18 protein-coding genes are annotated in these 16,961 nt (G+C 63.0%); 10 read left to right on the forward strand and 8 right to left on the reverse strand.

Annotation, left to right across the window (positions count from 1 at the left end; translation table 11 throughout):
* Window positions 1-103: 103 nt before the first annotated feature.
* Complete coding sequence (locus CGLAU_RS00330; protein WP_157731216.1) at window positions 104-457, forward strand: hypothetical protein; 354 nt, start codon at window positions 104-106, stop codon at window positions 455-457.
* Between the two features lie 529 nt (window positions 458-986).
* Here CGLAU_RS00330 and CGLAU_RS00335 read toward each other — a convergent pair.
* Window positions 987-1,697: a M15 family metallopeptidase gene (locus tag CGLAU_RS00335; protein WP_095658978.1), complete on the reverse strand. Its 711-nt coding sequence runs from the start codon at window positions 1,695-1,697 to the stop codon at window positions 987-989.
* Window positions 1,694-2,320 (reverse strand): APC family permease, encoded by a 627-nt coding sequence (locus CGLAU_RS00340; protein WP_095658979.1) that lies wholly within the window; start codon window positions 2,318-2,320, stop codon window positions 1,694-1,696. The genes CGLAU_RS00335 and CGLAU_RS00340 overlap by 4 nt, the downstream gene beginning before the upstream one ends.
* A gap of 60 nt (window positions 2,321-2,380) precedes the next feature.
* Between CGLAU_RS00340 and CGLAU_RS00345 the strand changes: the two genes are divergently transcribed.
* Window positions 2,381-3,730 (forward strand): IS256 family transposase, encoded by a 1,350-nt coding sequence (locus CGLAU_RS00345; protein WP_095658980.1) that lies wholly within the window; start codon window positions 2,381-2,383, stop codon window positions 3,728-3,730.
* Here CGLAU_RS00345 and CGLAU_RS00350 read toward each other — a convergent pair.
* A complete protein-coding gene (locus CGLAU_RS00350) occupies window positions 3,721-4,575 on the reverse strand; it encodes an APC family permease (protein ID WP_095658981.1) in 855 nt (284 codons plus the stop codon). The two genes, CGLAU_RS00345 and CGLAU_RS00350, sit on opposite strands and share 10 nt — an antisense overlap.
* Before the next feature lie 187 nt (window positions 4,576-4,762).
* The gene (locus CGLAU_RS00355) at window positions 4,763-5,320 is read right to left on the reverse strand and encodes a sugar O-acetyltransferase (RefSeq protein WP_232507133.1); all 558 of its coding nucleotides are present in this window, start codon (window positions 5,318-5,320) and stop codon (window positions 4,763-4,765) included.
* A 465-nt stretch (window positions 5,321-5,785) separates the two neighbouring features.
* On the opposite strand from CGLAU_RS00355, the gene CGLAU_RS00360 reads away from it, so the two are divergent.
* The 8 genes from CGLAU_RS00360 to CGLAU_RS00390 are packed head-to-tail and all read left to right on the forward strand — an operon-like array spanning window position 5,786 to window position 9,900.
* A complete protein-coding gene (locus tag CGLAU_RS00360; RefSeq protein ID WP_095658982.1) occupies window positions 5,786-6,466 on the forward strand; it encodes an alpha-ketoglutarate-dependent dioxygenase AlkB family protein in 681 nt (226 codons plus the stop codon).
* Window positions 6,463-7,179 carry an SDR family oxidoreductase gene (locus CGLAU_RS00365; RefSeq protein WP_095658983.1) on the forward strand — a complete coding sequence of 239 codons (717 nt, stop codon included), beginning with the start codon at window positions 6,463-6,465 and terminating at the stop codon, window positions 7,177-7,179. Before CGLAU_RS00360 ends, CGLAU_RS00365 begins: the two co-directional genes overlap by 4 nt.
* Window positions 7,180-7,833 (forward strand): LysE family translocator, encoded by a 654-nt coding sequence (locus CGLAU_RS00370; protein WP_095658984.1) that lies wholly within the window; start codon window positions 7,180-7,182, stop codon window positions 7,831-7,833. It abuts the gene before it with no gap.
* Between the two features lie 10 nt (window positions 7,834-7,843).
* Window positions 7,844-8,137 carry an RNA-binding S4 domain-containing protein gene (locus CGLAU_RS00375; RefSeq protein ID WP_095658985.1) on the forward strand — a complete coding sequence of 98 codons (294 nt, stop codon included), beginning with the start codon at window positions 7,844-7,846 and terminating at the stop codon, window positions 8,135-8,137.
* Window positions 8,138-8,881 carry a VOC family protein gene (locus CGLAU_RS00380; RefSeq protein ID WP_095658986.1) on the forward strand — a complete coding sequence of 248 codons (744 nt, stop codon included), beginning with the start codon at window positions 8,138-8,140 and terminating at the stop codon, window positions 8,879-8,881.
* Window positions 8,882-8,891: 10 nt separating this feature from the next.
* A complete protein-coding gene (locus CGLAU_RS00385; RefSeq protein ID WP_095658987.1) occupies window positions 8,892-9,479 on the forward strand; it encodes a hypothetical protein in 588 nt (195 codons plus the stop codon).
* A complete protein-coding gene (locus tag CGLAU_RS12190) occupies window positions 9,463-9,639 on the forward strand; it encodes a hypothetical protein (RefSeq protein ID WP_157731217.1) in 177 nt (58 codons plus the stop codon). Before CGLAU_RS00385 ends, CGLAU_RS12190 begins: the two co-directional genes overlap by 17 nt.
* A 48-nt stretch (window positions 9,640-9,687) precedes the next feature.
* On the forward strand, window positions 9,688-9,900 hold the full coding sequence (locus CGLAU_RS00390) for a hypothetical protein (RefSeq protein ID WP_095658988.1): 213 nt from the start codon (window positions 9,688-9,690) through the stop codon (window positions 9,898-9,900).
* Here CGLAU_RS00390 and CGLAU_RS00395 read toward each other — a convergent pair.
* The 4 genes from CGLAU_RS00395 to CGLAU_RS00410 are packed head-to-tail and all read right to left on the reverse strand — an operon-like array spanning window position 9,897 to window position 16,959.
* Entirely contained in the window at window positions 9,897-10,622 is a 726-nt protein-coding gene (locus CGLAU_RS00395; RefSeq protein WP_232507134.1) for an alpha/beta hydrolase, read from the reverse strand. The genes CGLAU_RS00390 and CGLAU_RS00395 overlap by 4 nt on opposite strands.
* A complete protein-coding gene (locus CGLAU_RS00400; protein WP_095658990.1) occupies window positions 10,616-12,523 on the reverse strand; it encodes a M13 family metallopeptidase in 1,908 nt (635 codons plus the stop codon). The genes CGLAU_RS00395 and CGLAU_RS00400 overlap by 7 nt, the downstream gene beginning before the upstream one ends.
* Window positions 12,524-12,545: 22 nt before the next feature.
* Complete coding sequence (locus CGLAU_RS00405; protein WP_095658991.1) at window positions 12,546-13,460, reverse strand: cutinase family protein; 915 nt, start codon at window positions 13,458-13,460, stop codon at window positions 12,546-12,548.
* A 7-nt stretch (window positions 13,461-13,467) separates the two neighbouring features.
* On the reverse strand, window positions 13,468-16,959 hold the full coding sequence (locus CGLAU_RS00410; RefSeq protein ID WP_332461815.1) for an arabinosyltransferase domain-containing protein: 3,492 nt from the start codon (window positions 16,957-16,959) through the stop codon (window positions 13,468-13,470).
* Window positions 16,960-16,961 lie beyond the last annotated feature (2 nt).

A 16,961-nucleotide genomic window follows, 5' to 3' on the forward strand; every position in this document is an offset into this window, starting at 1 on the left:
AACCCTTTTGGACTGGCAACCCCAAAATTAAAACCCTCGGAGGAACGCGGAGTCTATGTCCGTGAACCCAAACCCGAGGGACTACGTGCTTTAGGCTACATGTGTGACCTACCCAGTGCAACCTCCGACATCGCAAGATTCGTTGTTATGGAGTTCTATTCCTCCTGCCCGTATGGCGACTTTCCTGCGTAATGCCCCAAATGGAACGGCAGACGAGGCTCTGAAACTCTATATCTGGGACCGTGAATTGGCTGCCGCTTTCCTTGCTGATCTTGCAATTCTGGAGATTGCGCTGAGAGAGGGATTGCACAGAGCTGCAACTGAAAAGTGGGGGTGTATTGGTATGAAGAGATGCCCTTGGATTACCGATCGCAAAAAGGACTGGCGGAAGCTTGGAGTCGGTTGCCTGAGAACCTACGGAAAGATCGCCGTAGGGGTGATCTTCCAGGTCGTTTAGTAGCAAATTGTATGTTCGGGTTTTGGACGAATCTGCTTGATCAAGGGGGCTACACGGGTATTGGCCCTCGTCGGCGCCAAATTACATATGACGATAACTGGCCAGCCCTGCTCAAAGCTTTTCCTGGCGGACGAATAGAGGCTAAGCTGCAGCGCCGGAATAATCCCGCTAATGCCAACGAGATTACTTTCTCCAGGGCTTGGGTCTTTCAGGTCTGTAAGAGGGTTAACGATATCCGAAATAGAGTTGCCCATCACGAACCGGTAATTAACGGATTCCCGCTCAAAGGCCAGTCAAGCAATGGGTCGGTTATACGGCTGACTCCGTCGGAGGCGCACGATGAGATTTTGAGTTTGGCCCGCATGCTCGATAGAGACATGGCTGAATGGCTACGGGTCAATAGTGCCGTGCCGCGAGTTTTCGCACAGAAACCGTTTTGATGGTTCTATAGTCACGCGTTTATCTCTACGGCTGTCACCCGGATCAACAGAATGACGCTCCAAGAACGCAGGAATATGACGGTGAATAGCTACGCTTCGATTCGTCCGTAGAGGCTAGCCGAGCTGCCGGTGAACGTTGCCCAGCGCTGGTCGCCGTAGGAGAAGTGCCACCACTCGCTGTCCAGCGGAGCGAAGCCTGCGTCGAACATGGTGTGGCTGAGCAGGCGTCGCAGGTCGCGGTTGAGCACTTGCTGCGGCGACGGATCCTCCAGACGCTCCAGGTACATCGCGCCGGCTGACTCATCGAACTGGTCAAAGTCGGCACCCAAAGGCAGGCCCTGGCCGTCCACGCACAACGTGAGGTCGACGGCCGCGCCCATGGTGTGCGGTGCGATGAGCTCGGTGTCGGAGGCGTCGGCAATGTAACGGGCATCGAGATCGGGGTACTTCTGCTTATAGATACGCGCCAGTTCCGCCTGCGCCTCGACAGAGCGCCACGTGTCCAGGATGAGGAACGTGAACGGTGCTGGCAGCGAGGCCTGCGCGCGGCGGATCCGGTCAATCACTTCCTCACGTGCCAGCATGACCCGCGGCATTGCCTGCGAACCGAGCTCCAGGTATGCGTGGTACGTGGCCAGGTCATCTGGGATCTCCACCAGCGCGCCGCCGGTTTCCTCCACCGGAACGGTTCGTGCCACATCCGTGGACGGGGGCTCGGGTAGCGGCGTCAAGTCCGTCGGGGTGATGGCGCGCAGCTCGTCGTAGTCGTAGGGCTGCAGCCAGCGCTCGGGCACGGTCATGCTGCATCCTCCTTGAGCTGGCGGGGCAGCGACTCCTTGTGCTCGCCCAGGAGCCGCTCAAGCGCGACTTCGTGGTCGATCGGCTTGCTCATGAAGTAGAAGACTGCGCCGATCACCGCCCAGACGATGAGCACGCCGTACTCAAGCGGCCACGCGAGACTCATGTTGGTCCCCGGCCACAGGGCGAGGATGATCACCAGCGCCGCGCCTACGGCACCGATCAGCGGGACAAACCCAGCCTTGAGTTTCGACGCTTCGTACAGCGACGGGTACTTCGTCTTCAAGCGGAACTGGCACGCAACCACCAGGATCCAGACCAGGCCGAGATAGATACCGCCGGTTTCCAGGAAGGACACCATGGCGCCGCGGCCGAGCAGGCCCAGCGCAATCGTGATCGCGGTGACCAGCATCAGCGCGTTCTTCGGCGTGCCGTGCTTCGGGTCGATCTCAGCGAAACGTTCGGGCAGCAGGTTCACGCGTGCGAGCGCGACGACGATGCGGCTGGTGGCCATGAACAGGCCAAGGAAGGAGGTGAGCAGGCCAAGAATCGCAATGGCGAAAGCCAGCGTGCCCAGGACGGGGAAGCCCGCCTCCGTGAACGCGGTGATCGTGCCCTGCTCCATGCCGGGAGGGTGTCAGGAGTTTTGTGTGTGAGGCTCTGATCTGAAGGAGTTTCACCGATAATGACTACGGTGTCACCGAAGAAAAGCCATGACCCGGCCAGGGTCAATGAGATCAGCGAGAAGCTGATGGATAACCCCGAGCTCGCCAAGCTCATCGGGGAGCTGTCCACCTCCACCGACGATGCCAGCGAGCTGGTCAAGGGGCTTTTACAGGCCTCGATCAATGCCGGTCTACAGGCGGAGATGGATGCCCATTTGGGCTATGAGCACTCTGACCGCAAAGCCAAAGCTGAGGTTGACACCCGCGGTGAGGATAACCACCGCAACGGGTCGTATACCAAGACCGTCGACTCTGGCTACGGCCCGCTGGAAGTAACCATGCCAAGGGATCGGGCGGGGACGTTTGCCCCGCAGATGGTGCCAAAGGGGGCCCGCAGGCTCACTGAGCTTGATGACATGATCATTTCCCTGTATGCGGGCGGGATGACAGTGCGAGACATCCAGCACCACCTCGCAACCACCCTCGGGGTGGACATGAGCCCCGATACGATCAGCACGATCACCGACGCGGTACTCGATGAGGTGATGATGTGGCAGAACCGACAGCTCGAAGAGTTCTACCCGGTGATCTTTCTCGACGCATTGCGGATCAAGATCCGCGATGGTAACCGCGTGGTCAACAAGTCCTGCTACATGGCCGTTGGTGTCGACATGGACGGCATCAAACACATCCTTGGGTTGTGGATCGCCGGTAACGAAGGTGCCGCATTCTGGGCGTCCGTGTGCGCTGACCTTGCCAACCGTGGGGTCCAAGACGTGTTCATCGTCTGCTGCGACGGGCTCAAAGGCTTACCCGATGCGGTGGAGGCAACCTGGCCGAACTCGATGGTGCAAACCTGTATCGTGCACCTGATTCGGGCTGCGAACAGGTGGGTGTCCTACCAAGACCGCAAACCCGTATCGAGTGCGTTACGGGAGGTCTACACCGCACCGAACGAGGACACCGCCCGCGCCGCCCTGGACGCGTTCGAAGCCTCTGAGCTAGGGCGCCGCTACCCGCAGTCGGTGAAGGTGTGGCGTGATGCGTGGGAGCAGTTCGTGCCGTTTTTGCAGTTCCCGCCAGCGGCCCGGAGGGTGCTCTACACCACGAACGCGATCGAATCGCTCAATGCTGAACTGCGCAAAGCTACCCGCAACCGGGGCCAGTTCCCGAACGACACCGCGGCGCTGAAGACGCTGTGGTTGATGATTTGCAACATCGAAGACAAACGCGCCGCCCAGCGGGCGAAGAAGGCAAAACGGGCAATCGAATGCAACGGCTATATTGAAGGGGCGAAAGCCACCGGGTGGAAACAAGCCATCAACCAACTAGCCGTGGCATACCCCGACCGATTCGCGGACTACCTGTAAACCAAGCCCCCGCACACAAACAATCGGACACCCTCCATGCCGGCGACCTCTTGCCACGGCATGATGAACGCCGACGATGCCAGCACAATGCAGTAGAACGAACCCGCAATGAGCACCGTCGCCACGACCAGCCAACCGATCTTCTTCGGCGGCAGGTTCGCGTCCTCTGCAAGAGTGGCAATCAGCCCGAAGCCCGCCATATACGTCATGCCTGGCACCACGAAGCGCAGCACGCTCATCGCGGCGTTCTGGTCCTCGTAGAACGGCGGCCAGAAATTATCGACGCTACCCGCGCCGAAACCCACCACCGCCAGCGCCAGGCCGATGCCGATGAGCGCAATGAACAAGATCACCTGCAACTGCCCGCCGAGGCTCGCACCGCGCACGTTGAGGAAGTAGAACAGCAGCGTGAGCGCCAGTCCGGCGACCAGGATCGGCAGCGTCACGGTCGACCCAGCCAGCGTGTACACCGGGATCTCATCCATCGCCGGGATGTAGAACTCCAGCAGCACACCGAACGACGTGAAGTAGAACGCCAGCGAAGACACGTACGCCCCGATCAGCAGCCAGCCGGCGATGAAGCCCCACGTCCGCCCGAGGATGGTGAAGCTGAACACCACCTCGCCACCAGCACGCGGGAACAGGCCAGTGAGCTGCGCGTACGACAGCGCCACACACGCCGCGAGCAGGGTGCCCAGGGCGAGGCCGAAGATCATGCCGCCGGCACCGTATTCCTCGAAGAAGGAACCGTTCGTGTAAATCCAACTCGACCCCACCACGCCTGACACACCCAGTGCAATCAGGGTGAACATGCCGAGTTCTTTCTTCAGCTGATCCGCAGCCATCGTTTCCACTCCCTTCACATCGGTTGACTCACATCACGCAGTTCGCGATTGCGCCATATCTTAAGCAGAGCTCAAGGGCGCAGGAAGGCTTTTCGCTTTACGACGGCACGTTGTCCCCCGTAGCCTCGAAGGCTTTACGAAGCCCGAATTGGGAGTGCGGCTCAACAATGACGTGAAAGGCTTCCATCTACTGTTCCTTCGTCGATCGTTTGACCTCGGCCGGGACTCCCGCGGCCAGCGAGTCCGAGGGTATGTCGCGAGTGACCACGCTGCCGGCGGCGACCACCACGCGATCACCCACCGTGACCCCTGGCAGCACGATCACCCCTGCACCGAACCAGCAATCCTCGCCAATCCGGATCGGGCGTGCGCGCTCCCAGCCCTCGGCGCGTTCAACATGATCGTTCACCGGGTGTTCAACGGTAATCAGTTGGCAGCCCGGACCGAAGAGGGTGCGAGCGCCAACGGTGACGTCGGCGATGTCCAGGATGGTGCAGTTGAAGTTCATGTAACACCCTTCACCGAAGCGGGTGTTCACACCGAACTCGAGGTGCAGCGGCGGCCAGATATTGGGCAACTCACCGTGCGGAAACAATCCGCGCAGCAGCTCCCGCGAGCGCTCCGGATCCGTGTTTGCAAGCCCGTTGAACTCGCGGATCAGCTCGCGGACCTCGCGGTGTCGCGCAGCCGCTTCCTCGCCGGCGATGTACCACTGGCCTGAGCGCATGCGTTCCATGTCGTGCATAGATTGGAGCCTATGCTTTTCGACGCCCTCCCGCGCGAGCCTTCAAACCCACCTCCGGCGCAATATCGTTTACTTTTTGCGCGACCTCGGATCGGCTCTCAAAATGCCGGGAATAGGGTCGTTGGACGAATAATCTTCCAGGACGTTCGGCTCCATGCAATTCATGAATTCGAATATCTCGCTCCTGAGCTGAGCGCAGATACTTTTCTGTGCGAGGCTGGCTCAATGCGCTTAGAACTTCTTGTGCATGCGCAGATCCGCGCATAGTTCCCCACCCCGTGTTAGAAGTCGACCTTGATGTCTCCCAAACTTCGGACTATTATTCCATGTTGAGTGAGCGATGGTGGTCTGATGACCGCCGATTGACTCCAGTAGAAGGGGCCACGTCCGAATACCGGCATCCGCCGAAGCATCGGGAGGGGCCCTTTCACTATCTCAACTCTCCGTGTACGGAAATTGGAGCCTATGCTTTTCGACGCCCTCCCGCGCGAACCTTCCAACCCCGCTCCCGGAGTCGTGCACGTGCCTAACTTCTTGGCGTTGGAGGAGCAGGAAGCACTGGTTGCGCAGGCGCGCGAAATCGCACAGTCGGTGGCCGGCACGCCGGTTGCTATGCGACGGCCTTACGTTGGCACCGGTCAGATGACCACCTGGATGCTCTCACTCGGTTGGTTCTGGGCAACGAAGCCGTACCGGCTGGTGCGCGAGGTAGACGGGCACCCAACGCCACCAATACCCGCGAACTACCAGGAAATCGCGGCCAAAGTTATGGCGGCAGCGCGCGAGATCGACCCGCAGGTCGGTGCCACGCCCGAGGTGGAAACCGCGCTGGTGAACTTTTACCCGCCAGGCACTTCGATGGGCATGCACGTCGATGCGGAGGAAGAGTCGGACAACGCGGTGGTGAGTCTGTCGATCGGGGAGGAGACTATCTTCCGCATCGAGGCGCCCGGCGGCACCGTCGACCTGCTGCTCATGTCCGGCGATGCGCTGGTGTTCGGCGGACCGGCGCGCCGGGCCCGCCACGGCGTGATGGGCGTGCGCGCGGGCACCGGCCCGGCCGGCACGGGTCTCACCGAGGGCCGAATCAACATCACGATGCGGCAAGTGCACGCCCCTTCCGCCCGGTACGCTAATGGGCTATGAACGCACCAGAGAGCGAGAAGTTCGCAGTAGTCACCGGCGGTTCCGCCGGCATTGGTGAGGCCGCCTGCCGGGCACTCGCGGCAGACGGCTGGACCGTCTACGTCGCCGCGCGCCGCGTCGAGAAGTGCGAGGCCATCGCGCAAGAGATCGGCGGGATTGCGTTGGAGTTGGACGTGACGGATCAACGAAGCGTCGACAAGCTGAAAGAGCTCCCTCAAGTCGACCTTTTGGTGAACAACGCGGGTGGTGCGAAGGAGCTGGATTACCTGCGCGACGCGAGCGCCGAAGATTGGCAGTGGATGTTTGACACCAACGTGCTGGGCACGATGCGGGTGACCAAGGCGCTGTACCCGCAGCTCAAGGAGGCGAAGGGGCTGGTGATCAACATTGGCTCCGTGGCCGGTACTGACGCGTACAAGGGCGGAAGCGGCTACAACGCGGCGAAGTACGGGCTGCGTGGGATGACGCGGGCGTTTCGTCGTGAAGAAGCTCCCGACATCCGGGTGTGCGAGATCGATCCGGGCCGCGTGAAGACGGAGTTCTCGCTCAACCGCTTCGCCGGCGACGAGGCGCGCGCCGCCGCGGTGTACGACGGCAAGCTCAACCTCGAGGCGGAGGACATCGCCGAGGCGATCCGTTGGGTGGCCTCGCTGCCGCCGCGTGTGAACGTAGACACCATGAGTATTATGCCCGCTGACCAGGCGGAACGTTAAATGACGGGATCAGCATTCGCCGCACTGCTTGCCACCTGGATCGCGGCGATTCTCAGCCCCGGACCGGACGTATTCCAGATCATCCGCGTCGGCGCGAAAGACCGCGCGGCTGGTGTGGCGTGCGCGCTGGGGATCATGGTGGGCAATGCCCTGTGGATTATCGGCTCGCTGCTCGGGCTGTCTGCGCTGATCCAAGCGGTGCCGCAGATCTTGGTGGTGCTGCAGATTGTCGGTGGTGCGTACCTGCTGTACATGGGCATTGGCGCGTTGCGCGGCGGGTTGGCGGGGCGCAGGCCGGACCCGGCCGCAGCCGGAGCACCCCAACACGCTCGCACCGTCGCTCCGGCGAAGGCGTTTCGCATCGGTGTGGCCACAAACCTATCCAACCCGAAGGCGATCCTCTTCTTCGGCGCGATTTTCGCGCAGTTCGTCCGCCCCGGCATGGGCGCGCAGTGGATGCTCATCATCGCGCTGACGCTGATTGTCACGGGCATCATCTGGTTCGTGGCGTTCGCGGCGGCGGTGCGCGCGCTGGCCGCGCCGATTCAGCGTTACGGCTGGGGGATTGACATTGCTACCGGCGCCGTGTTCATCGCGATCGCGCTGTGGATGGTGGTTGAGGGAGTGACTGCCGCGGCGCAGCATCTGGCTTAGACTTGTCCGCATGCATATCGAGGTGCCCATCGCAGGCGAGTCCATCAAACTCGGCCAGTTTCTCAAGCTAGCCAACCTCGCGGAATCCGGCGGTCACGCGAAAGAACTCATCGCAGAAGGTGAGGTGCAAGTCGACGGCGAGGTGGTCTCTTCGAGGGGCTTTTCGCTTGGCGACGGTGCACGGGTCACCGTCGGCGACACCTCGGCGACCGTCGTGTGTAGTGGGGAGGACGGCGAGGACGACTACTTCGACGAGCGCACCGCCAACGATGATTTCGACCCCGAAAAGTGGAGGAACATGTAAATGCCCGCATTCGAGGCGAAACCCGGCATGCCGTACTGGCAGGATTTGGTGACCACGCAGCCGCAAAAAGCAGCGTATTTTTACGCGAAGCTGCTTGGCTGGGAAGTTTCCAACGATGCGTACCGCGTCGCCCGCAAAGAGGGGTTGCCGGTAGCTGGCATCGTCGGCGCGGAGACCGACCTGTTGGGCTGGACGCCGTACTTCCTCGGGTTGGGCACCGACGGGGTGGAGAAGCTCGGCGGCGAAGTGATCAGCACTGCGGACGTGGCGCTTGGGCAGATGACCATTTGCCAAGACCGCACCGGCTGCCCGTTCGGGTTGATCGAGCCGCACGGGGAAGATCAGTTCGTGGCTGCCGGGGAGCCGGGCGTGCCCGTGTGGCACGAATACATCGCGCCGAGCCAGGACGCGATCGACTTCTACGCTGAGCTTTTCGACTGGGAAGTGGTGCGCGACGGCAACTACTTCATCGCGATGGAAGACGGCGCACCGTTTTTGGGCATGCTGCTCGATGAAACCGCCGGTGTGTCGCTGTGGCAGACCTATTTCGGCGTGGAAAACCTCGAGCACGCGCTGATGACCGTCGGCAATTTTGGTGGTCAAGTGATCAGCGGTCCGGTGGCCAGCCCCTTCGGCCTGATTGCCATCGCGGAGGACGCCACCGGCGCGGGTTTTCACCTCTGCGAAGTAGCGGTGCCCGAATTCGACGACATCCGCGAATCCGACTCCATCCTGGATCTGTGACTTAAAAGCCATGACCAGCGCGAGAGTACTGAATTCTGGAATTGCGGCTGCAGTCGTCGCAATGGCGTTGTTGGCGCTCATGTTCGTCGCCGCCCCCGCGGCGCACGCCTACCACGTGGACCCGTCGTATAACCGGGAACGCACCGCGCTCGCGGTCGTGCACCCGGATGGGCGGGTGAGCATCTCCCCAACAGCAGAGGAGCAGCGTCCGGCGCTGAGCCTGTCCAAGCTCTACCTCGGCTACTACGTGCTCTACCACGGCACTGCGAAAGAGAAGGGCGAGATCAAGGAGATGCTCACTACCTCCGACGACGCCATTGCCACCCGCCTGGATGCGAAATACCCCGAAGGCATTGACAAGGTTGCCAAGGATTTCGACCTTGACCAAACGAAACGCAACGGTTACTGGGGAAAGACACAAACGTCGGCACGCGACGTGGCTACCTTCATCGCCGCCATCGTGTGGGACCCCCGCGCCAAGCCGCTTTTTCGACGGCATGGCGCAACAGGAAGAAGTCGCCGCCGACGGGTTCATCCAGGAATTCGGCACCGCACGCCTCGACCGCGTGAAAAGTTCGAAGATGGGGTGGGCGGATGAACGAGACACCGCCACGGCAAGTGTGTCCTGGGGTGAGATCGGCGATGAGACCTGGGCCGTTGCCGCGCTGACCACGGGTTCGGCGTACCACAACACGGTGGACACGCGGATGGGCATCAGCCAGGTCGACGACTCGCCACCGAAGAGCGAAAAGCGGTGAATCGGTACAGCGAGCGCGGGGCGCTAAGACCGCATTAAGCTGCGGGGCATGGCCAATAAGACATCGGGAGATAACAGCACCCTGCTCGCCGCCATTATGGGATTGTTGCTCGGCGTCGGGTTTTACTTCGGAACCCATAACTCCTTCAGCAGTGAGACGGTCGCGCTAGTGCTGGCAATCGGTATTGGGGTGATGTGGTTCCTCATCTTCAAACCGATCTTCGCTAAAGAAGCGGAGAAAGATCAGGACGAGACGCCTTAGGCCGACGCAAGGAACTCAGCGACGTCACGCACGCGGCGCCTGGACTCTGCAGGCGTCGCGATGTAGTGGGTCGAATGGTACGCAACCACCTGCGCTCGGCGCGGCGGCTGCACCCGCGCCACAACCTCATCCTTCAGCGCGACCTGCAAAAACGACACCGCTTTGGTGCTGGAATCCGGCACCACGGTGGGAAACGTGAGCACATGCACGTCCGCGTCGGGCGGGATGGACTCGGCGGCGGCACCGAATGCCCACACCGCGATCCGCTTGGCACCTTCCGCGCGGGCGAACTCCACAGCCGCTTCGGCGTCAGCCAGGTTGTTCACGTCGAGCATGGTCGCCCCCGACAGCTCTGCCACGCCGGCGACCTCGGGGCGCCAGGAGTTGTTCTTGGCGTTGGACGGGCCGTCGTAAAGCGAAATGCCCCATGTGGCGGTGGGTGAGCTGGGCACGAACAGGGTGCCGAGCTCCACCTCGCGGACCTCGACGCCGCCGGGGAAGGCGACGCCCGGCATGGACTGGTCGATGCCGCTGCCGAGCATGAGCATGGCGGCATGGGTGATGCGGTCGGGAAGCAGCGCGAGGTACTGCTCCGAGCTGGGGTCGTAGGTGGCCTCGATGTAGCTGACGAGTTGCTCGAGCTGAAGCTCGGGTGGCATTTCGCGGTCGCGGCCGCCGACGTGGAAATCGTCGCTGAGCTGCTCGTTGATCGGCTCTACCAAATTGTCACCCGATCTTCCGGCGCGATCCAAACGGGCGAACCTTTCTCCACGTCAAAGGCCTCGTAGAACTCCTCGACGTTGCCGGCGATGACGTTGCAGCGGAACTCGTTCGGCGAGTGCGGGTCAATCGCCAGCAGCTGCGCGGCCATCTCCGGGCGCGACTTGGAGCGCCACACGCGGGCCCACGCCAAAAAGAGGCGCTGGAAACCGGTGAACTCGCCGTCGAGGTCGCCGAACGGCTTCGCCTCGCCGTCGCCCAAGCCCTTGTCCTCTAAGTAAAGCTTGTAGGCCACCACCGCGATGCCGAGACCACCGAGGTCACCGATGTTCTCGCCGAGGGTGAACTCGCCGTTGACGCCGGAAATGCCTTCGCGGTCCGCGAGCACGCTGGGCACGAGGCCTTGGAACTGGCCCACGAGTTTTGAAGTCAGCTCCTCGAAGCGCTCGCGGTCGGCATCGGTCCACCAGGAGTTCAAGTTGCCTAGGCCGTCGTAACGCGAGCCCTGGTCGTCGAAGCCATGGCCGATTTCGTGGCCGATAACCGCTCCGATCGCCCCGAAATTCTCCGCCGCGTCCGCCTCCGGGTCGAAGAACGGCGGCTGCAAGATGGCGGCGGGGAACGTGATGTCATTGACCACCGGGTTGTAGAACGCGTTCACGGTCTGCGGAGTGGAGACCCACTCTTCGCGGTCAGTCGGCTTGCCAATCTTGGACAGCTGGTAGTCGTGCTCGAAGGCGGAACCCGCACGCACGTTGTCCACCAGCGCCTCGCCCGACTCGTCGAATTCGAGCCCATCGAAGCTGCGCCACCGATCCGGGTAGCCAATCTTTGAGGTGAACTGCGACAGCTTCGCCTGCGCGCGATCCTTCGTGGCCTCGCTCATCCACTCCAGCTTGGCAATCCGCTCACGGTACGCGCGGACTAAGTAAGAGACCAGCTCGAGCATCTCGCTTTTCGACGAAGCCGGGAAATGCTTTTCCACATACACCTGGCCAATTTCCTCGCCCACGAGGGACTCCGCCAGTCCCACACCGCGCTTCCAGCGGTCGCGCTGCTGCGTGGCACCGGAGAGGTGGGTGCCGAAGAACTCGAAGTTAGCCTCGCCGATTTCCTCGCTGAGCAGACCGGCGCGCGAGCGCAGGATGTTCCACGCGCCCCACAGCTGCCAGTCCGCCAGGGTCTCTGGGCGCAGCATGCCGGCGAGGTCCTGGGTGTAGGAGGGCATCATGTCAATCAAGCGGCCGTCCTGGATGCCCGAGGCGCGCAGCATCTCCTGGATGATGCCTGGCAGCTGGTCAAGCTCGGTCGGATTGTAGGTGGCCACCGCGTCACGGGCACGGACGACATCCCAATGGCTTTCAGCCAGGTGCGATTCCAAAGCCACGATGCGCTGGGCCGCGAGTTGCGGGGTGAGCCCCAGCAAGTACTTCGGATCCAAGAACTCGAGCATGCGCGCGACGTGCGCCTCGTACTTCTGCAGCGTCTCTGCGTGCTGGGGCTCGCGGTAGTAAGCCTCATCCGGCAGGCCAAGGCCGGATTGCACTAGGTAGGGCACCGCCAATTCGCCCTGGGAGTCCTTTTCCACCCAGTAGGTCAGCGGGCCCCCAATACCATCGCGCTCGAGGACACCGAGGTTGCGGACGAACTCCTCGACGCTTTTCACCGCAATTTTCTCCAGGTCGCCCTCGAGCGGCGCAGTGCCGCCGGCGTTGATCGCGTCGGTGTCCATGAAGGAGCGATAGAGTGCGCCCCCGCGGCTGTCGCTCTCTTCGAGCAACGCGTGAACATCGGCTTCCGATTTATCGCGCAGTTCGTAGAATGATCCGTCGATTCCGCGGTCTGCAGGGATCTCGTGTTCACGCACCCACGTGCCGTTGACTAGCTCAAAGAGGTCTTGCATGCCCCCGAGTGTAACGGTTTAGCTACTCCTCAGATGCCGGTTCCGGTGCAGGATCTCCGGAGTGCAGGACGACCCAATCTGCGGCTTCGCGCGGGGCAGCTTGGCCGTAATCACCGTGCGCGCCCATCGCTCCCGGAATGCCCAGTGCTTCCACGCCCAGGTGGGAGAAAATCCCGGCGAACTCGGAGAAGGGGACGCGGCCCGCGTTCAGGTGGGTGCGCAGCGCAGGTTCCACCAGCGGGCGGTAGTCCTCATCCATGGAGCAAACGATGTCGTCGGGGCGGCAGATTTCCAGTACGAGGTCCGCGAGCTGGCCGTAACCGCCTTCGAGCTCGCCGAGGGCGCCGCGTGAGTCGGGGGAAGTGCCCGGCGCGAGCCACGCACCGTTGTCACCCTGGTACGGGTTGGCAATTAGCGCTACCGAGCGCACGCGCTCCGGCGCGATTGGGCCGGAGCCGTAGGCGATGTCGCGCGTGAGGCGCGCGGCTACGTCCGCGCCAAGTGAGTACCCGGTGAAGTGGAACGTTGCGTCCGGGCACGCATTTGAAAGCCTGGTCACCACATTGCGGGTGGCCGTGTATGCCTCCGCCGAAGCGGCGTAGTACGTGCGGTTCGCAAACGCTGCGGAGTTGTAGGACACCCACAGCGGCTGGACCTGGCCGCCGGTCTGAGCTTGGGTGCGCAACCCGGTGGAGAACACCTGCCCGCCGTGCGGCAAGAACGTGGGCACGCCTTCCACCGTGTTCGCGCCGCCTGGAACGGCAATGAGGTACTGCGCGCGGCATCCCTGTTGGCCGAGCAGGTCGCCAACCAGGTTCGACGGCGTGATTGGGGCGGGGAATGCGTTTGCCGCAGGGGCGGTGGCCAGCGGAGTTAGCAGTGCGGCGGCCGCGGCGATTGTGGCCGCAGCTTTCGCGGCGATGGCGTGAAGTTTCATGATGTTTCTACTCGTTCGGGTTGCGGACCTTCATCGGGCCCGGTGTCCACCAGCCCCAGCGGGTGTGGGTTTCATGATCAATGTCGGCTTCAACTGGCGCGACACCAACCGAGTCAGTGCGTAGCTCGTACTTTGCCACGGAGCCCCAGTCGCGCTGCCAATCATTGCGCAGATACCCCGGGACATCGTAGCTGTAATTCACTGCCTCAGCAGTGGCAAGCGCGCCGCCGCCGAGGAAGTCCTGGAAGCCGGAGAGTTTCTCCTTGCCAGGCGCGTCCGGCATGACGCGGAACTGCGGAATCTCGGCCACGCCGGCGTAGTGGTTGAACGTGCGCTGGCACGGGTATTGGAACGCGACTGTCCAGTCCAGCAGGCCCGGGGTCTCTGGGTCGATCGCCTCGTTCATCGGCGTAAGCACCGGGTTGCGCAGCGGGGTCACCGCCAGCCAGTCCTTTTCCGCCAGCGAGGTGTCCTCGCCAACCAGACGAACGACATCGGCGTCTTCCGGCAGATCCGCGACGGGATAGCGGAGATTGCGCCAGTTCGGGCCCTCGCCCTGGTCGAGCATTTCGACTTCGCCGAGGCGTTTGACCGAGCCGTCGTTAAGCAATTGCCCGTACTCGAGCAAGAGGTCGGTGCCTTCTTCCTCGATCCCGTTGATGTCGTGGTGCGCGATGCGCCCGGCGACGGAGGTGACCAACAGCGGTGCATCTTCGCTGGCTGCGGGCAGCTCGAACCAGACGCTTTCGAGCTTGGCGGCGCGGCTCGGGTCGTCCTCGAAGGTGCCGGCGACGGGCACCCGAGTGTAGTCGAGGCCGAACGGCATGCGCACCGTGGAGCCGTTCACGCCGCGCAGGCTCGGCGGGCGGTTGCCTTGGGTGTTCACGCTCGAGGTGGACTGTGCCGCAGCGCTGGTCTGATCCTCTGGCGTTTCCTGCTGGTTGGCATCGGTCTGGGCGGACTGGATCTGGCCGGAACCGGTAGACCCGGTCGACCCAGCAGATCCAGTAGACCCAGTAGACCCGGTCGATCCGCCACCGCCGGTGCCAGACGCGCCCGTGTCGTTGGTGTTGGAGTTTTCCGAGGCGATGAACGCCGGCACGCCATCCGGGGTGAACCCGCGGTTGACGCCCGCGTCCAGCGAGCGGCCCAGCGGCACGCCGTCAACTGGAGTGAGGAAGGACTCGTTCGGGTCCATTTCCAGCAAAACGTCGCTGGCAAGAGCGCAAGAATCACCCGCGAAAGTGCGCACGTTGCCCATGCCCACCGAATACGCCGGCGCCTGGTCCACAAACGCCTTGACAAATGTCAGGCACGAAAACAGGACCATGAGCACGGCCAAGACGGCCAGCGGGGCCGACATGAGGCCCGCGAAGCGGCCGGTGTCCACGCGCGCAGCCTGGTCGAACTCCTGGGCGCGGTTCGCTTCCTTCGCCTGCAGGCGCTGGGCGTTGTGGCGCAGCGACTGCACGATGCCAATGAGGAAGACCAGCAGCGTAATCGCCAGCATGACAGTGTTGGCTTCGACAGCCTTGTACTGCACCGTGCGGTCCCACCACGGCACACCGAAGGAGGACACGTACCACCAGGCGTTCCAGCCGGCGAGGGCCATCGCCATCAAGAACAGGCTGGCGGCGAGCGCGAACGTGCGGTTGCGCGCCGAGCGCAGGGCCAGGTGCGAGAGCACCACGGCACCCATCGCGGCCACCGCGCCGCCGACACCCGCGTAGATGCCGAAGTGGTGGGTCCACTTCGTCGGGGTGAACATGAGGAAGAACGATGTCAGACCGATGATCAGCATCATCCGCTCCGTCGTGCCCTTCGCCGTGCCGGGGATGCGGCCGCTGAATTTAGCCAGGCCCCACAAAATCAGCACCACGGTGAAGATGAGCACAAACATGGGGAAGCGGCGCGCCAGCGAGGCGTCCACGGTCTGCTGGAACAAGGTGGCGTAGCGCACCCACTCCTCGTACCAGTGCAGTGCAGGTCCGACCTCGGCGCGCACAGCGGTCGCCTCCAGCACGGTGGCCAGAGTCTGGTCCTTGAACACTGGCACCATCACCGCCAGGCCAGCCCCCAGGAAAGGAGCCACCAGGGCGATTCCAGAAGCTATTGCTTGTCGACGCCTCATGGTCCTGAACACGGCGGGCAAGCAGATGAGGAAGACACCGACCGCGGAAAGACCCGTGGGCCCGCAAGCGAGCGTGAATGCCGCGGCGATGGTACCCAGTGCGGCCGGCAGCAATCTGTCCGTGGCAATTGCGCGTTCAAACAGGGCCCAGGTGAGGATCAGGCCGAGTGCAATGATTGGCTCGGGGCGGGTGCCGTTGTCGTACGCCAGCCAGAACGCGAGGAAGACGAACGCGGCCGTCCAGAACGCCACGCGCCGCCCGGCAATCGCTTCGCCGAGCCGCGGCAGGATCTCACGCGAAAGGATCCACCAGATGAGAATCCCGGCGATCAGGGTGGGCAGGCGCATCCACATCGACGCGGTGGACACCCTGGCGAGTAGCGCCAGCACGTCGTAGAACGGCGAGCCGAACGGCGCTTCCGGCACGCCGTACCAGCGGTAGTAGTTGGCCATGTAGTCCGACTCGTTGGCCACCCGCGCCATGGTGAGCAAGAAGCCATCGTCAGAGGTGTTCGCGCCGAACACGTGCCAGAACCCGAGGGTGAGCAAGACCGTCGCATCGAGCGGGGTGAAGGAGCGCCACTCCTTGCTAATCACGGGGATGCGGCGCCCGTCGAGCCGGTCGATGCGCCCCAGCGCCCACAGACCGATCACCGCGGCGATCAGACCGCCGATCATGGCGATCAGCTTCAGGATGCTTGGCGACGAGGTGAATCGGGAGTTGATGTCGATCTCGGCGCGCAGGCCGTCGTCGATAAGCTTCTGCCCCGAGTCTGGGTTGAGCTCTGTGTAGATACCGGTGAACTGCGCGCGGTAGTCGTCCTCTAATTCCTCGCTGTGGGAGGTGCCGGGGATTTCAACCGTGGTTGCCGCGTCGGTCTGGTGGACGCGCAGCACGGCGGTGTCGGGGAGTTTGGTGACTTCCTCGGGGGTGAGGTCGAAGACGATCTCATTCATCGCGGAGACGACCAGGCCGCCGTCGGGTGCGGTGATGAACAGCCCGCGGTCGTGGGCGTCCTGCGAGGACTCGGGAAGCGTGCCCAGGATGAGCGTTTGGCCGTCGCGAACCTCGCCGACGGCAGCGACTGGGACCTCCAGCTCCACCTCCTGCGGGGAAACCGAGATTAGCGGGGCGTTGACCGCCTGGAGCGAGCCGTTCTGCGGCCAGGAGAGGGAGGATTGCACCTGGTTGACCGGCAGGAACGGCACCGCTATGAGCAGCACGAACGCGATCAGGCCCGATACTGCGGCCGTGGTGGTCAGCGACTGCGGTGCGCGGCGGGCGCCTTGCGGCTGGGGGGTCGTGCGGCGGTTCATGGGAACGCGGCGCGGCGGCTCAGCTGAGGTCTCCTGGTACACGGTGGTCACGC

This window comes from Corynebacterium glaucum, assembly GCF_002287505.1.
GTDB classification, from domain to species: domain Bacteria; phylum Actinomycetota; class Actinomycetes; order Mycobacteriales; family Mycobacteriaceae; genus Corynebacterium; species Corynebacterium glaucum.

Bases quoted from the DNA above. Each gene is read 5' to 3' on its own strand.
- CGLAU_RS00375 (WP_095658985.1), top strand. From the start codon at position 7,844: ATGCATATCGAGGTGCCCATCGCAGGCGAGTCCATCAAACTCGGCCAG.
- CGLAU_RS00355 (WP_232507133.1), bottom strand. From the start codon at position 5,320: ATGCACGACATGGAACGCATGCGCTCAGGCCAGTGGTACATCGCCGGC.
- CGLAU_RS00345 (WP_095658980.1), top strand. From the start codon at position 2,381: ATGACTACGGTGTCACCGAAGAAAAGCCATGACCCGGCCAGGGTCAAT.
- CGLAU_RS00340 (WP_095658979.1), bottom strand. From the start codon at position 2,320: ATGGAGCAGGGCACGATCACCGCGTTCACGGAGGCGGGCTTCCCCGTC.
- CGLAU_RS00380 (WP_095658986.1), top strand. From the start codon at position 8,138: ATGCCCGCATTCGAGGCGAAACCCGGCATGCCGTACTGGCAGGATTTG.
- CGLAU_RS00400 (WP_095658990.1), bottom strand. From the start codon at position 12,523: ATGCAAGACCTCTTTGAGCTAGTCAACGGCACGTGGGTGCGTGAACAC.
- CGLAU_RS00365 (WP_095658983.1), top strand. From the start codon at position 6,463: ATGAACGCACCAGAGAGCGAGAAGTTCGCAGTAGTCACCGGCGGTTCC.
- CGLAU_RS00360 (WP_095658982.1), top strand. From the start codon at position 5,786: ATGCTTTTCGACGCCCTCCCGCGCGAACCTTCCAACCCCGCTCCCGGA.
- CGLAU_RS00405 (WP_095658991.1), bottom strand. From the start codon at position 13,460: ATGAAACTTCACGCCATCGCCGCGAAAGCTGCGGCCACAATCGCCGCG.
- CGLAU_RS00370 (WP_095658984.1), top strand. From the start codon at position 7,180: ATGACGGGATCAGCATTCGCCGCACTGCTTGCCACCTGGATCGCGGCG.
- CGLAU_RS00350 (WP_095658981.1), bottom strand. From the start codon at position 4,575: ATGGCTGCGGATCAGCTGAAGAAAGAACTCGGCATGTTCACCCTGATT.
- CGLAU_RS00385 (WP_095658987.1), top strand. From the start codon at position 8,892: ATGACCAGCGCGAGAGTACTGAATTCTGGAATTGCGGCTGCAGTCGTC.
- CGLAU_RS00335 (WP_095658978.1), bottom strand. From the start codon at position 1,697: ATGACCGTGCCCGAGCGCTGGCTGCAGCCCTACGACTACGACGAGCTG.
- CGLAU_RS00390 (WP_095658988.1), top strand. From the start codon at position 9,688: ATGGCCAATAAGACATCGGGAGATAACAGCACCCTGCTCGCCGCCATT.
- CGLAU_RS12190 (WP_157731217.1), top strand. From the start codon at position 9,463: ATGGGGTGGGCGGATGAACGAGACACCGCCACGGCAAGTGTGTCCTGG.